This window comes from Symbioplanes lichenis (genome assembly GCF_030709675.1).
In the GTDB taxonomy this organism is placed as follows: Bacteria; Actinomycetota; Actinomycetes; order Mycobacteriales; family Micromonosporaceae; genus Actinoplanes; species Actinoplanes lichenis.
On sequence record NZ_JAUZQD010000004.1, the window covers coordinates 262417 to 277020 of the forward strand.

The 14604-nt window shown below is 71.4% G+C and carries 15 protein-coding genes and 1 pseudogene; 8 read left to right on the top strand and 8 right to left on the bottom strand.

What is annotated here, in order from left to right; all coding sequences use genetic code 11:
• Positions 1-16 precede the first annotated feature (16 nt).
• The 3 genes from RAN62_RS11390 to RAN62_RS11400 are packed head-to-tail and all read right to left on the bottom strand — an operon-like array spanning position 17 to position 3190.
• Positions 17-751, bottom strand: coding sequence for a DUF2182 domain-containing protein (locus RAN62_RS11390; RefSeq protein WP_305784529.1), 735 nt, complete (start codon positions 749-751; stop codon positions 17-19).
• Positions 751-1446: a DUF1326 domain-containing protein gene (locus tag RAN62_RS11395; RefSeq protein WP_305784530.1), complete on the bottom strand. Its 696-nt coding sequence runs from the start codon at positions 1444-1446 to the stop codon at positions 751-753. Before RAN62_RS11395 ends, RAN62_RS11390 begins: the two co-directional genes overlap by 1 nt.
• 13 nt (positions 1447-1459) lie before the next feature.
• Positions 1460-3190: a PKD domain-containing protein gene (locus tag RAN62_RS11400; protein WP_305784531.1), complete on the bottom strand. Its 1731-nt coding sequence runs from the start codon at positions 3188-3190 to the stop codon at positions 1460-1462.
• A 142-nt stretch (positions 3191-3332) separates the two neighbouring features.
• On the opposite strand from RAN62_RS11400, the gene RAN62_RS11405 reads away from it, so the two are divergent.
• From RAN62_RS11405 to RAN62_RS11425, 5 genes are all read left to right on the top strand, one after another.
• Positions 3333-3827: a toxin-antitoxin system HicB family antitoxin gene (locus tag RAN62_RS11405; RefSeq protein ID WP_305784532.1), complete on the top strand. Its 495-nt coding sequence runs from the start codon at positions 3333-3335 to the stop codon at positions 3825-3827.
• A 29-nt stretch (positions 3828-3856) separates the two neighbouring features.
• Entirely contained in the window at positions 3857-4708 is an 852-nt protein-coding gene (locus RAN62_RS11410; RefSeq protein ID WP_305784533.1) for a DUF4097 family beta strand repeat-containing protein, read from the top strand.
• Positions 4705-5622 carry an ATP-binding cassette domain-containing protein gene (locus RAN62_RS11415; protein ID WP_305784534.1) on the top strand — a complete coding sequence of 306 codons (918 nt, stop codon included), beginning with the start codon at positions 4705-4707 and terminating at the stop codon, positions 5620-5622. Before RAN62_RS11410 ends, RAN62_RS11415 begins: the two co-directional genes overlap by 4 nt.
• On the top strand, positions 5619-6392 hold the full coding sequence (locus tag RAN62_RS11420) for an ABC transporter permease (protein ID WP_305784535.1): 774 nt from the start codon (positions 5619-5621) through the stop codon (positions 6390-6392). Before RAN62_RS11415 ends, RAN62_RS11420 begins: the two co-directional genes overlap by 4 nt.
• Before the next feature lie 75 nt (positions 6393-6467).
• Positions 6468-7214: an SDR family oxidoreductase gene (locus RAN62_RS11425; protein WP_305784536.1), complete on the top strand. Its 747-nt coding sequence runs from the start codon at positions 6468-6470 to the stop codon at positions 7212-7214.
• A 73-nt stretch (positions 7215-7287) separates the two neighbouring features.
• On the opposite strand, the gene RAN62_RS11430 is transcribed toward RAN62_RS11425, so the two are convergent.
• The 5 genes and pseudogenes from RAN62_RS11430 to RAN62_RS41095 all read right to left on the bottom strand — a co-directional run.
• Complete coding sequence (locus RAN62_RS11430) at positions 7288-9402, bottom strand: RICIN domain-containing protein (protein ID WP_305784537.1); 2115 nt, start codon at positions 9400-9402, stop codon at positions 7288-7290.
• Positions 9399-10571 (bottom strand): alginate lyase family protein, encoded by a 1173-nt coding sequence (locus RAN62_RS11435; protein WP_305784538.1) that lies wholly within the window; start codon positions 10569-10571, stop codon positions 9399-9401. Before RAN62_RS11435 ends, RAN62_RS11430 begins: the two co-directional genes overlap by 4 nt.
• Before the next feature lie 85 nt (positions 10572-10656).
• Positions 10657-11649 (bottom strand): DUF6023 family protein, encoded by a 993-nt coding sequence (locus tag RAN62_RS11440; protein ID WP_305784539.1) that lies wholly within the window; start codon positions 11647-11649, stop codon positions 10657-10659.
• A complete protein-coding gene (locus RAN62_RS11445) occupies positions 11646-12161 on the bottom strand; it encodes an RNA polymerase sigma factor (RefSeq protein WP_305784540.1) in 516 nt (171 codons plus the stop codon). Before RAN62_RS11445 ends, RAN62_RS11440 begins: the two co-directional genes overlap by 4 nt.
• A 67-nt stretch (positions 12162-12228) precedes the next feature.
• Positions 12229-12330: pseudogene (locus tag RAN62_RS41095) on the bottom strand (VOC family protein); the annotation flags it as partial.
• Positions 12331-12486: 156 nt separating this feature from the next.
• On the opposite strand from RAN62_RS41095, the gene RAN62_RS11450 reads away from it, so the two are divergent.
• From RAN62_RS11450 to RAN62_RS11460, 3 genes are read left to right on the top strand one after another with little or no spacing between them, the layout of a single operon-like run.
• Positions 12487-12993: a hypothetical protein gene (locus RAN62_RS11450; protein ID WP_305784541.1), complete on the top strand. Its 507-nt coding sequence runs from the start codon at positions 12487-12489 to the stop codon at positions 12991-12993.
• Positions 12994-13028: 35 nt separating this feature from the next.
• Positions 13029-13418 carry a hypothetical protein gene (locus RAN62_RS11455; RefSeq protein ID WP_305784542.1) on the top strand — a complete coding sequence of 130 codons (390 nt, stop codon included), beginning with the start codon at positions 13029-13031 and terminating at the stop codon, positions 13416-13418.
• The gene (locus tag RAN62_RS11460) at positions 13352-14593 is read left to right on the top strand and encodes a hypothetical protein (protein WP_305784543.1); all 1242 of its coding nucleotides are present in this window, start codon (positions 13352-13354) and stop codon (positions 14591-14593) included. The genes RAN62_RS11455 and RAN62_RS11460 overlap by 67 nt, the downstream gene beginning before the upstream one ends.
• Positions 14594-14604 lie beyond the last annotated feature (11 nt).

Genomic DNA, 14604 nt, shown 5'->3' on the forward strand with positions numbered 1-14604 from the left:
CGTGGACTCCTGGTGGTCATCCGACTGCTCCGAGGAGCAGGAAGGCGCCGAGAATGAGAGCAGCCGCGCCGGCGGGGCGGACGAGGACGCGGCCGTGGCGGGTCAGCCGTTCCGCGGCCATCACGGCGGCGAGCACGGCCATGGCGAGCAGCGAGCCGGCGCCGGTGAGCAGGCCGGTGGCCATGAGCAGCCAGCAGCAGCCCACGCAGGACGCCGCATAGACGCCCGCCACGGTCGCCGCCTCCGCCCACGCCGGCCGGACGCCGCGCCAGTGCAGCATCGCGATGCCGCGGGGCGTGCGGCAGGCGGTGAGGCACCGGTCCTTCCACTCGCTGAACTGGTACGCCCCGGCGAGCATCAGGGCGGCGCCCAGCGGTGCTTGCGGGTGCTCCGCGGCGTACGGCCACTGCGCCAGCCGGTCGGCGAGCGCGAGGTGGAGGGCCACCAGGACGGCCCCCGCGGCCGTCCAGGCGCCGACATAGATCAGCCCGCCGAGCGCGACGAGCCCGGTGCCGCCGCGGAACCGGCGCAGCAGGCCGAGGAGAGGCAGCGCGGTCGGCAGCATCATCGCCACGACCATCACCACCCAGCCGGTGAGCGCCGGGCCGAGCGCGGGGGCGTGGTGGTGGCCGTCCTCGTGGAGGACGGCCATGAGCACCCAGCCCGCCGCGCCGATCGTGACGACGAGGCCGGCCGGCGGCTTCGCGTCCCTGGCCGGCCGGGGCGGGGCCGGCGCCTCGGCTGTCGGCATCATTCGACGGCCTCGGCCAGGGCGGTGCGCCCGGCGAAGGCGTAGCGGAACTTGCCGCGCATCGCCGAGCGGCCCTTCACGTCGAGATAGGCGCCGGACAGAGCCGGGACGCGAACCGCCAGGCTCTCGGTGCGGTGCGCGACGACCTCGCCCTTGCCGGGGACGCCGAGCTCGCGGTTGAGCGCCGTGCCGGTGAGCGTCAGCGGCTCCTCCTCGTCGGTGAAGACCGAGGGGGTGCCGGTGACCTCGACCAGCCCGGTGCCCGGGACGTCGAGTCCGTCCGTCGGGACGGGAACCCCGACGAAGATGTGCCAGCCGGTCGCGTCCGCCCCGATCCGGATGCGCGCGGGCGCCGTGACGACCACGGCCCCGCTGACCCCGGCCAGGTCGGCCAGCGGCCCGTCCAGCCGCCCGCCGAACGCCGCCGTGAGCAGCTGGAACTGCTCCGGCGTGGCCGCCTCGGACACGAAGATCGCGGTGCTCGTGTTCCCGGCGCGCCGGCCGCCGCTGTGGGTGGAGACGCTGACCACGTCGAGACCGCCGACCGCCGTGCCGTCGATGCTCGCGGCGGGGTCCAGCTGCCAGGCGAACAGCCCGGTGCAGTGGTCCTCGTCGGGGGCGTCGTCGAGCCAGCAGGGGCAGATGAGCGTGCAGTCGCAGGCCTCGGTGAAGACGCCGGTGAGGGAGTAAGCCATGATGTCGTGCCTCTCAGTTGCGGACGGTCACGGGCACGGTCGCGGACCCGCCGCGGCTGGACGTGAGGGTGAGCTGGTCGCCCGCCGACGGGGTGACACCGGGCTCGCCGGGGATCGCGGTGCGGCGGATGTCCCACTCGTGCAGGGCGTCGACCGGGGCGCTGCCGATCTCGACCCCGTCGAGGGCGGCGGTGACGACGTCCGGGAGCGGCGCGGTGGCCGTACCCCGGATGCGCCAGCGACCCGACGCCGTGCGGAACTCGACCTCGGTGGTCGCCAGGGTGTCCACGACGGGCCCGGCGGGATCCACCTGGATCGACACGGTGTCCACGGCGGTGCCGCCGGGGCCCTGGACGGTGAGCCGGAACTCGACCGCGCCGGTCGCCGGGGCGGTGAACGTGGCCCGGGCCCGGTCCGCGCCGGTGAGCGTGACCGGCGTGCCGTCGATCTGCTCCCACAGGAAGGTCAGGCCGGGGCCCGAGCTGGCCGTCCCGTCGAGCGTGACGGTCGCGCCGGCCGCCACGATGCGGTCCGGCCCGGCGAGCGCGGTGACCGGGTCGCCCGGGTTCGCCGGGCCGGTCACGAGCACGTGCCGCCGCGCGGAGCCGCCGTGGGCCGAGACGACCTCCACGACGGCGGGCGGCGCCTCCAGGTCGTCGAAGATCTGCTTGCCGTCGGTCAGCGGGCCGAGCCCGGTGACCAGGAGCTCCGGGATGTCCTCGAGGTCGCTGGACGCGGCCTCGACGGTGAGCCGGCGCTGCGCCGTGTCGTAGTCCGCCACCGTGATGGTCACCGCGTCGGTCACCACGGCCTCGGCGCTGGTCGGCGGCTGGTCGGTGGCGTTGACCACGATCAGCGTCGCCGGCACGGCGGCCACGGCGGCCCGGGTGTGATAGCGCCCGTCGGCTCCGGTCAGCGTGGTGCCGGCGGCGCGCAGGGTCTGACCCGGCTCGCTGGTGGCGAAGACGTCGAGCACGACCGTGCCCGCGTTGCGCGAGTAGACGGCCCGGGTCACGTCGGCGCCGACCCGGGTGGCCAGCCGCCCCTGCAGCGTGAACAGATCGGTGAAGATCTTGTCCGGGTTGGTGGGGTCGGCGGGATCGGGCCCGGCGAGACCGCCCACCCCGGGCCCCTCGACCCGGAAGAAGTTCGTGCCGAGCGGGCTGCCCGAGATCGTGTGCTCGGTGACCCCGTCGCCCACGTAACCGGGCGGGGCGTCGGCGCTCCACGTCAGGAACGGCGCCACCTCCCCGTCGGCCACGGCGACGTCGAAGAGCCCCGCGCCGGCGCCGATGTCCTCGGTGACGAAGACGCGCCCGTTCTCGTCGGCGGGCAGTGGGTCGGTCTGCCCGTACGGATGGGTGAAGGTGTAGAGCGCGCCCGGGATGCCGCCGTCGAGGCGCACCCGGACGCGCGCGAAGACCTGCTGCTGCCCGTCCTGGACGGCCTCGAGGGCGAAGGCGGCCTCGAGGGCCAGCACGAGCCGGGCGCGGCCGGGCCGGGCGCCACCCGCCACGTCCATCTCGGCCTCGGCCAGGAAGTAGAACGCCTCGTCGGGGAAGTTGCCGGGGAAGCTCACCGGCGCCAGCGGGTCGGGCAGGTCACCCATCGCCGGGGTGTTCGGGTCGCGTGGGTCGGCCGCCAGCTCGAGGCGCCGGCCCGCGGCGTCCTTGTACCAGCGGGGGAAGCCGTTCTCCGCGTCGATCGGTCCGCGCGCGGAGAGGCGGGCTGGGTTGCGTTGCATACCGGTCCTCCCGTGTCTCTCTTACCGGTGCTTGCCCGGGACAGAAGGGTTGATCAGGGCCGCAGATACCTTCCTGTCGTGTTCTTGTCGTGTGGCGCCGGATGCGCTTGCCATGGCGCCACCGTGGTGCCATAGTGATGCCATGGACCTCACGGCATACGTCTCCCGGTTGCGGGAGGAGCTGGCCAACGCCGCCGAGCTGGGCGGACCCGACACCAAGGCGCTGGCCGAGCGGCTGACGACCGCTCTCGAGTCGGCGTTCCGTCTGGCCGTGCTGGACGCGTTGTCCACCGCGGCCGACGAGATCACCCGCGAGCTGGCGCCGGGCTCGGTCGAGCTCCGGATGCGGTCCGGCGAGTTCGACTTCGTGGTCGTGACGCCGCCGGAGCCCCAGCATGGCGCCACCCCGGCGCCACCCGCGGCGCCGGAGCCGGACGACGGCACGGTCTCCCGCATCAACTTCCGGCTCTCCGACCAGCTCAAGAGCCGCATCGAGGAGGCCGCCGCCCGTGACGGTCTCTCCGTCAACGCCTGGCTCGTCCGCGCCGCCACGGCCGCGGTCCAGCCGCCCGGGGGCGCCCGCCCCCAGCCGTCCGCCCCGTTCACCGGCCAGCGCTTCACCGGATGGGCCCGATGACCACTCCCCTGCTCCCGGAAGGATCGCTCGTGACCACCTTCGACACCCCCCGCCCGATCACCGCCACCCTCGACCTCAACGTCGCCGACGTGCGGCTCACGGCCACCGAGCGCACCGACACGGTCGTCGAGGTGCGCCCGCGCAACCCGGCCTCCGACCGCGACCGGCAGGCCGCCGAGCAGACCCGCGTCGAGTACGCGGACGGCAGCCTGCTCGTCCGCTCCCCCAAGACCCGCGCCATCGCCCTCTTCGGCAAGCCCGGCTCGATCGACGTGGAGATCGCCCTCCCGGCCGGCTCCCGGGTGCACGCCACCGCCGCGCTCGGCGGCCTCGACGCGACCGGCACGCTCGGCGACGTCCGCGTCAAGACCGCCACCGGCGACGTCAGCCTCGAGCGCACCGGCGCCCTCGAGCTGACCACGGCGGCGGGCGGGGTGCGCGTCGGCGAGGCGGCGGGCGACGTGCGGATCAGCACGGCCACCGGCCGCGTCGAGGCGGGCCACGTGCACGGCGGCGCGACCGTGAAGAACTCCAACGGCTACACCGGCATCGGCCGGGTCGACGGCGCCCTCAAGGTGAGCAACGCCAACGGCGACATCACCGTGCGCCACGCGGGCGGCGACGTCACCGTGACCACGGCCAACGGCAGCGTCCGGCTGGAGGAGGTCGTCTCCGGCACCGTCTCGCTGCAGACCGCCGCGGGCTCGCTGCACGTCGGCGTCGCGCAGGGCACGGCGGCGTGGCTCGACCTCAACACGCTCTTCGGCAAGGTGCGCAGCGAGCTCGAGCAGATCGGCGAGCCCGAGCAGGGCGAGCGGGCCGTCCAGGTCCGGGGGCGCACGTCCATGGGCAACATCGACATCGTGCGGGCCGCCTCGTGATCCGGGTGCGGGGGCTGCGCAAGGCGTACGGGGAGACGACCGTCCTCGACGGCATCGACCTCGACGTGCCCGAGGGCGCGGTGTTCGCGCTGCTGGGCCCGAACGGCGCGGGCAAGACGACAACCGTCAACATCCTCACCACGCTGGTGCGCCCCGACGCGGGCGAGGTCCTGGTCGCCGGGGCCGACCCGCGCACCGACCCGGACGCCGTGCGCGCGGCCATCGGCGTCACCGGGCAGTTCGTGGCGATCGACCAGCTGCTCACCGCCGAGGAAAATCTGGCGCTCATGGCCGACCTGCACCACCTCGGGCGCCGGGCCGGGCGGGCGCGGACCGCCGAGCTGATCGACCAGTTCGACCTGCAAGAGGCGGCGCGCCGGCCGGCCCAGACCTATTCGGGTGGCATGCGGCGGCGGCTGGACATCGCGATGGGGCTGGTCGCCACGCCGCGGGTGATCTTCCTCGACGAGCCGACGACCGGCCTCGACCCGCGCGCCCGCCGCATGCTGTGGGAGACGATCCGCGGGCTGGCCGCCGGGGGCACCACCGTCTTCCTCACCACGCAATATCTGGAAGAGGCGGACCAGCTCGCCGGCCGCATCGCGGTCCTGCACCGGGGCCGCATCGCCGCCGAGGGCACGCCCGGCGAGCTCAAGCGGCTGGTCCCGGGCGGTCACGTGACGCTGACCTTCGCCGGCGACGCCGACCTGCGCACCGCGGCGGCGGCACTCGATCGGCCCGTGCCCGCCGACAGCCTCACGCTGGAGGTCCCCGGCGACGGCAGCGTGCGCTCCCTGCGGCTCTTACTGTCCACATTGGATCAAGCCGGGGCCGAGCTGGAGTCGCTCGCGGTGCACACCCCGGACCTCGACGACGTGTTCCTGGCCCTCACCGCGCAAGAGGCAACCCGATGACCACTCTGACCTACGCGGTGCGCGACTCGAACACCATGCTGCGCCGCAACCTCAGACGCATGCTGCGCTACCCGTCGCTGACCTTGATGCTGGCGGCCCTGCCGATCATCTTCCTGCTGCTCTTCACGTACGTCTTCGGCGGCACGATCGGCGCGGGGCTCGGCGGCGACCGGGCCGACTACCTGGTCTACCTGGTCCCGGGCGTGCTCGTCATGACCGTCGCCGGGGGCGCCACCGGCACCTCGATCTCGGTCGCCTCGGACATGACCGAGGGCATCGTGGCCCGCTTCCGCACGATGGCCATCGCCCGCGTCTCGATCCTCACCGGCCACGTCGTCGGCAGCCTCATCCAGACGACGATCGGCCTGCTCATCGTCCTCGCCACCGCCCTGGCCCTCGGCTTCCGCACCGGCGTGGGCCCGGCCGCCTGGCTCGGTGTCGCCGCCGTCCTGCTCATGACGACCTTCGCGATCACCTGGCTCTCCGTCGCCCTGGGCCTGATGGCCCGCAGCGTCGAGGAGGCCAGCAACACCCCGATGCCGCTCACCCTGCTCCCGTTCCTCGGCAGCGGCTTCGTGCCCACCGGCACGATGCCGGGGGGCCTGCGCCAGTTCGCCGAGTACCAGCCCTTCACCCCGGTCATGGAGGCCCTGCGCGCCCTGCTCACCGGCGCCCCGGCGGGCGGCCACATCCTGGCCGCCACGGCGTGGATGGCGGGCATCGCCCTGGCCGGCTACCTCTGGGCGCGGCACCGCTACAACCGCCTCTGATCCTGACCCGGGGACACCTTGTCCCCGGGTAAGGAGGGCCTTCATCCGGGCTCCGCTCGCGTCCAGGCTCGGTGCATGGACATCACCACCAGCACCGTCTTCATCCCCGGCGCCACCTCCGGCATCGGCCTCGCGATCGCCCGGGCCCTCACCGAGGCGGGCAGCCGGGTCATCGCCGGCGGGCGCAGCGTCTCGCGGCTCTCGGAGCCCTTCGACACCGTGGAGATCGACGTCACGGACGCCGCCTCCGTGGCGCGCGCCCGGGACCGCGTACTCGACAAGCACCCGGACCTGTCCGCCGTGATCACCATGTCGGGCATCATGGTCCCCGAGGACCTGCGCGACCCGGCCCACTTCGCCACGACCGAGCGCACGATCGACACCAACCTCCTGGGTACGATCCGTGTCGTCGACGCCTTCACCCCGCACTTCCTCCAGCGCGGCGCCGGCACCATCGTGACGGTGTCGTCCGGCCTGGCCTACGTGCCCTTCCCCCTCACCCCGGCCTACGGCGCCACCAAGGCGGCCGTCCACTCGTACTCGGAGTCCCTGCGCCAACAGCTCGCAGGCACCGGCGTCGAGGTGGCCGAGCTGATCCCGCCGGAGGTCGCCACCGAGCTCATGCCGGGCGGCACGACCAGCCCCACCGCCATGCCCCTGGCCGACTTCGTCCGCGAATCGGTCGCCCTCCTCGCCACCGACCCGACCCCCCACGAGATCACCGTCGACCGCGTCAAGCCCCTGCGCCACGCCGTCACCGACGGCACGTACCACCAGCTCCTCGGCGCCCTCTCCCAGGCGCTGGCCGCCCTCGGTCGCTGACCCCGCCGCCCGCCGGCCCTGGTCCCGCCCCGCGAGCCGGGCAGCGCAGGCGGGCGGCACAGGCGGGCGGCCCCTACGGTCCGGTCACCAGATACTCCACCTGGTGGCCGCTGTTGACGGCGTTGCCCTTGCTGTTGATGACGCGGGAAATGGTGCCGGTGCCGCCGAGCGAGACCGTCACCATGTCGGTGAACTTGATGCCCGCCTTGGCCGGCACCTCGAAGGCCCGCGCGTTCACCACCGACGGATTGACGTTGAAGTAGGCGTAGCTGCCCAGCCCCCACGCCTGATGGTTGTTGACGGAGTCGGCCACCTTGTACGCCGCCCACCCCTGCGTGCCGCCGTTCATATAGGCAGCCTGGTTCGGCGGGTCGTACGGCATCTCGTTCTGGTAGAAGTACGTCCGCCCGTTCTCGCCGTTCCAGATCGTCTGGTACTGCTGATAGTGCTCGACGAACAGTCCGTAGAACGTCACGTCGTCACCGTTCACGACCAGCCCGTTCGCGGCCGTGTTGATCGTCCAGCCGACCGTGCCGCCGTTGCCGTGGTCGGCGCGCCAGATCCACGCGTGGTCGCCGATGACGTCGTCGCTGTTGATGCGCAGGGACACGCTCGCCTTGCCCGCGATCGAGCCGCCGATGCGGAAGAACACATCGGAGAGAACCGTCGGGTTCGCGCTGTGATCAGCTGATGATCCCGAGGGCCCGACCTCCATGAGCACCGGCGAGTTGGTCGTTCCCGCGTCGATGAGCAACCCCGCCACCCGTACGCCGTCCACGTCCGCGACATTGACGGCAGTCACCCCGTTGTCGGGGATGAACGTCGCCAGCCCGAGACCGAGAATGACCGTGTTGGCCCGTGTCACATTGAGCGGCGCCGACAGGTGATACGTCGCCGGGGTCACGAGCAGGTTCTTGCCCGACGCCAGAGCCGCATTGATCGTGGCCGACGTGTCGCCGGGCTTCACGATGGAGAACGTGCTGAGTGGCAGCGAGGTCCCCTGCGGCGAGCCGGACGCCCACGTCGTGCCGGCGGTGTTCGAGCGCACGGACGGGACGAAGACCTGGTAGCCACCGGCACCGTCGACGTACAGGTAGGGCTTCTCCGCGACCTTCGGCGTCTGCCCGACGGTCGTGTAGGGCGGGCTGGGGAACGAGTTCGCCGGGGCACCCTGCGCGCCGACGAAGACCTGGTTCCAGTTGGAGCCCGACCAGCTGCCCATCTGCGAGTTGCGCGTCAGCCACTGCTGCTGCGACCCCGACTGGATCTGCCCGTCGATCTTCGTGTCGGACATGAACCCGCCGGACGACCACCCGCCGTCGGACAGGGCCAGATTCCCGCGTACGTGCATGCGCCGGTAAGGGGCCGCCTGCGACACCGCCCACCGGTCGAGCCCGTCGCCCGGCGTCACGGACAGCCCCTCGGCCGAGCGCCAGAAGTTCTGCGTCGCGTTCTGCGACCCGTCCGGCCACCAGTCGGCCTCGGCGTGCACGTGCCCGTTGATCGTCACCTGGTCCGGGGTGAGCCCGAGCCCGGCGACCTGGGTGAAGAAGCCGACGTTGGCGTCGACGTTGTACGTGCCCGGCTTGAACAGCACCGCGTACCGCTGCGTCCCGAACTGGTTGGTGACCTGGGCGTTGAAGATCTGGTTGAGCTTGGCCTGGATCGTCGCCGCGGGCATCGACGGGTCGAAGACGGTGACGTTCGGGCCGAAGGGCGACTCCGGGGCGGCGGTGAGGCCGGTCCACTTCTGGTTGGCGCCGCCCGAGCAGGTCCACAGCTGCAGTTTCGCGCCGTCGGCGGTGGACGCGCCGGTGACGTCGAGGCACTTGTTCGCCTTGACGTTCACCAGGTCTCCGGCGGCCGTGTAGGTCCACTGTTGCGACGTGAGCCCGCTGTAGCAGTCCCACAGGTGCACGACCGCGCCGTCGCTGGTGGCCCCGTTGGCGACGTCGAGGCACTTGCCGAGACCGCGGAGCGAGAGATCGTCCCCGTACGTCCAGGTCTGATTCGGCCCGGACGCGCACGACCACATCTGCGGCAGCGTGCCGTTGGCCGTACTGCCGTCGGTCACGTCGAGGCACTTGCCGGTGGCGGCACTGACGACAGCGCCGGTGGTGGCGGCGAGAGCAGGCGTGGCCGCGAGACCGAGGAGGGCGGGCAACAGAAGGGCGAGCAGTCGTTTCATGCGGGGTTCCCGGCGTGAGTGAGGGTTTCCCAGGCGACGAAGAGGTTGTTGGTCCCCTGCGGCCGCTTGGCTTCGGTGTACTGCTGCGTCTGCGACATGGCGATGCCGAGCCGGTTGTGCAGGGCGTTGTACGCGACCTCGGTGACCGGGCCGAGCCCCTTCGTCACCGAGCCGCCGCAGATCGCCGACGGGACGGCCGTACCGTTCTCGAACTTGGTGTGGAAGCCGAGCGCGTGCCGCAGCCGGTCCTGCAGCGCCGGGTAGAGATCCTCGCCCTGGATGCGCGTGGTCTCCGCGACGTGCGCGATGGCCGAGATGCCGTACCCGGTGTGCGTGAAGTCGCGGCACGTCTCCTGCGACAGCCCGTCAACGAACGTGCTCTGCCCCTGCCAGTAGCTGACCAGTTCGGCCCGGGTGTCGATGCCCCCGGCCGGCGGATAGTTCGGCTGCGAGCCGTCGGCAGTGACATAGATGTACGACGCCGCGCGCAGCTTGAACCGTGCGATCGCCCTGTCGTACGACGCCTTGTCGTCGAGGAACACCGAGATGCCCACGGCGGCCTCCATCATCGACAGCTCCCAGTTGCCGTTGCTGTGGATGCCGGGGATGACGACGGGCAGGTAGACGGTGCGGAGCATCGTCGCGAAGCGGGCCTGGTTCGGCCAGTTCCCGTACGCGTGCTTGATGATCTCGGCCGCGCGCGGCCACACCGACCCGGCCCACGCCGTCTCCAGCGGGGCGTTGCTGTTCGTGTGCGACGTGATCGTGGCGGACCAGGCGTCCATGAGCTGGATGGCCTTCTGCGCGTACGCGGTGTTCCCGGTCAGATACCAGACCAGGGCGTCCGTGTACGCGGCGATCGCGTCCTCGCGCTCGTCGGTGCACCCGTTGTTGGGGTTCGAGTAGCTCCCGCACTCGACGACGGCACGCGGGGCCGGTGTGCGCGACAGCGACGCGTACCGGCTGGTTGTCATTTGCTGATAAGCGGCGGCCCAGGGCTGCTGACCGAGCTTGCCCTTCACGAAGTCGAGCTGGGCCCGGCCCACCAGGACACCGGGATGCTGGAAGGCCGTGGGGGCCGCCTGGGCGACGACCGTCACGGACAGGACCGACAGGATTGCAGCGGCCACGGCTGACGCGAGCAGCGCGCGGCGGGGGGATCTGCGCATGAGGACTCTTCTCCGGTGGGGATTATCCGGAAGTTGAATTAACTGTTAGGCAACTTAAACGGTCCCCCGCGCCGCGCGCAACCCATCACTTCCTGTCGATCGAGTACGACCACCCGGCCCTGTTCCGCGCGGCGTCGTCGGCCTCGGCGGTGATGCTGATGCCGGACTTTCCGCCCAGCGCGACGTCCACGGTGACCGGCCGGCTGTCCGAGCAGGCCACTGTCTGCGCCGACTCCGTACGCCCGTTCGTCGCCACCGTCCCGTCGCGCAACGTGGCACCCGACCGCACGATGAAGCTCAGCCGGCCCGGCCCGGCGCACACCATCCGCACCGCGTAGTCGCCGGCCTCGCCCACCGCTTTGTCGACCGTCTTGTCGTCCTCCGTGGTCACCTTGCCGGTCACGCCGAGCGCGGCGGCAGCGGCCTCCGCGTTCGCCTTGGTCTCCGCCCCGGCCGACGCCTTGATGTCTCTCTCGTTGACGAACTTGTAGGAGAAGGCGGCCTTGCCGTCGGCCCGCTCGTCGCCGGACAGCTCCAGGTCCGGGCCCTGGTCCGACTCCTGGTGCACCGCCAGCTGGAGCGAGCCGCCCTCCTCCGCGCAGGGCACGGTGCCCGCCGCGAGCTTCTTCCCCGCGTGCGTGACCCGGATGTCGAGCGACCCCTCACCGAAGCAGAAGACATAGAGCCGATACTCGCCCGGCGCCAGACGGGCCGTGCCACTGCCGAAACTGCCGCTGACCACCCCGGCCGTGGAGTCACTGTTGGGTTCGAGCCGGCGGTCGCCGAGCGCGTCGGACGCCCGGTCGTACCGGGCCTGCGTCGTCGGGTCGATCGTCGGCTCCGGCGGGAAGAACTCGGAGTCGCTCGGCGCCGGGGTCGCGGGCGGCGGCTCCTGCGGCCCCCGCGCCAGCGCGATCCCGCCGGCCAGCAGCACCACGGCGGCGGTGACCCCCGCGACGGCGGCGACGCCCCGGCGGCGGCGTACAGTGCGTCTGACCTGGTCCGCACCCGGCGGCCGGACCTCCGCGAGGGCGCTCGCCCGGGCCCGGCCCAGCACCTCGTCGAGACGATCGGTCATCGCGCACCTCCCTCGTCCGTCAGCTGCGCGGCGAGCGCCAGCCGTGCCCGGTGCAGCCAGGACTTCACGGTGCCCTCGGGCACGCCCTCCCGTTCGGCGATCTCCGGCACGGTCAGGTCGGCCAGATAGCGGAGCACGACCACGCGCCGCTGCTGCTCGGCCAGTGTCGCCAGCGCGGCCACGACCGCCACGTGCTCCGGCCCGGGCCCGTCGACGGCAAGATCGTCGCGCCGCTGCCGGCCCAGGAACCGCAGCGCCGATCGGGTACGCCGCCAGCGGCTGAGCGCCAGATTCCACGCGACCCGCCGGACCCAGCCGACGGGGTCCTCGTACGCGGAAACCGTCCGCCACCGCGCGTAGGCCCGGCAGAACGCCTCCTGCACGACGTCATGCGCTTCCTGCCGGTCGCCGAAGTACATGTAGAGCTGCACGGTCAGGCTGCCGTAGTGCGCGGCGTACAACTCGTCGAAACTCGACGGAGGCGCCACCCCCGGCGGCGCCTCCGCCCTCATCTCCCTGGCTGTCACAACCGCAACACGCCTGTCCCCCGCCGATCGTTGCGCCCGATCGTTCACGAGCTCAGGAAGGCGACTGCAACACGCAGAACTCGTTGCCGGCCGGATCGGCGAGCACATCCCACCGCCGGCCGTCCTCGTCGATCGGCTCGTCCGGCGCGCCGGAGGCGGTGAGGTGAACCGATCGGTGATCTCACTCCGCCGAGCGTCGGATGGAGTCCGGTTTCGACAACCGTAGCGTCATAGCCGCCGGATTCTTCGGTGGACCGGCGTCCGGCCCACCGCCGGCAGAGCCGTCGCGACAAGAAATGGGGTGTCCGCAATGGATGAGATCATCGCACCGGCCAGGCACCAGCTCGAGCGGATCAAAGCACTCTGCCTGCGAACGAACCTGAAGTACGTCGACCTGCCGAGCCAATTCGTGGGCGTGGGCATCGCCATCGGGTTCGGCGAGGCCGACTACGTGATCCTCTCGATCCTCGCCGGGGGTAACGAGAACCAACTCATGATCACTGATGGGATCCTGAAGAACATCCGTCGCGATCGGGTGGCTGCGCTGGAGGCCGCGAACCACTTCAACCAGAACAACACCGCGTATCCGGTCTACCTCCATGACGCGGACGCAGGCTGGGCTTTGATCATGCAGCAGACGCACCCGATCGACCTGCTGCTCGACGTACCGCAGTATTTCAGCAGTTGCGTACGGACGCTGCCCGTCGCTGTCACGGAGTACCGCAGAACCATTGCCGAGAAGTGGGATCTCGGCGGCCACCCCTGGTCGTGGACACCTGGAGACCACGAAGCCCTACTGACCCGCAGCATGCTCTGAAGTCCGGCGACAGAAGGCGAGGCAGCAGGATCCTCATGAGTCTGGACGACGTCTTCGAGCCACGCTGGTCGGCTGTGGATCTGTTCACCGACCGGGTGACCGAAAGTATCGCGTTCTCCGAAGCCGTGCTCGCCCATCTGTCGAATGTGCTGGAGGGCCGCGCATTGCTGTCCCGGCAGATCCGCGACAACGTACTGACGTTCTACGGTGTCGGCGGCATCGGCAAGACCGAACTCTCACACAGACTGGAGCGCTGGCTTCGCGGCGATGTACCCGCGGGCACCGACTGGCCGGAACCGCTGCGCCTCGACCACAAGGTCCGGACCGCTCGGCTGGACTTCCATGGGTCAATTTCGACGTGCGCGACCAGATCATCGACACGGTCGGCGACGCCGTCAAGGACGCCGGACGCGACCTGGCTCTAAGGCAGCTCACCGTCCGGGTCGGCTTGGCGGTCGCTACCGCGATCCGCCGGAAACTGTTGCGTGATCGGACCTTGAACGAATGCCTGCCGCTGGCGTCGATCGCCGAGGCGCTCATGGGGCTCCTTCGCGACCGGCACGATGCCACACCGGATGACGTGGAGCGGCGCTTGGCCGTCCTCGAGATGGTGGCGAGGCTGTGCGCCGACCATGACCTGCGTGCGGACTGGCTGCGCCGGTCACTGTTCGAGTTGCCGGGAATGGGCCTGGTCGCCGAAAGGCTGCCCGAGCCGGACGGCAGCACCTGGATCGGTCAGCTGGCCCGCTTCTTCAACGGATACCGCGATCGGACCCGCCTCGAACGCGCCGCGTACTTCCGCGACCTGCTCAGCCTCGAGCAGTCGCCCGATGTAGCCCGGGCGACGCGGCTGTTCCTGAGCTACGCGCTGCGCGATCTGGGCCGGGCGGAGGAGGCTCTGGTCGAGCTGCAGGCGTTGCTCGAGGCCGAGCCGGACTCGTCCCTCCTCCGCTACCAGGGCTGCCGGACCTTGCTCACGTTGCGCCGGTTCGACGACTTCGAGCAGCGATTGCGACTGCGACCGCCCACGGAAGAGACGGAGGTCCGCCGCCTCACCAGTGACCTCGCCTGGGAGCGGGGCGACCTGGCAACGGCGGTGATCGGACCGCGTCTCCGTGCCGCACGGCTACGCAGCGCCGGACGGCATCGCGTGGCGCTCGAGAACGAAAGTGCGGCGCTCTGGCGGTCCGCCGTCGCCGGGGACGCCGGCGCACACGAATGCGAAGAATTGATCAACCAGAGCGATCTGTACGGCTTGCGGCTGACCATGCGTACAGCATTGGCCGCCAAGGCGCTGCTGCTGTTGCCGGACGATGCCGCCGTGGCCGGTGTGATGAATGAACTCGAGGCGGCGCGAACCGAGGAGGAGAGCACCGGGTGGCGCGAATGGACCGTTGCTGTCCTGCGCGCGCTTCGGCTCGGGGACGAGGAAACGGTGGCGCGGATCGGTGCTGAGGCTGCTCCCGCGGGTCGCAGCCGTGGCGCGAACTGGGTGCCACTCGACCGGGCACTGCGCTACGCCGGCCATCGGTCGATCTTCCCGCCCGTGGGGCCGATGAGTGCCGGCTGGCATGCGGCCGTCGCCCGGCTGGTCACCTGACGCGGTAAGAC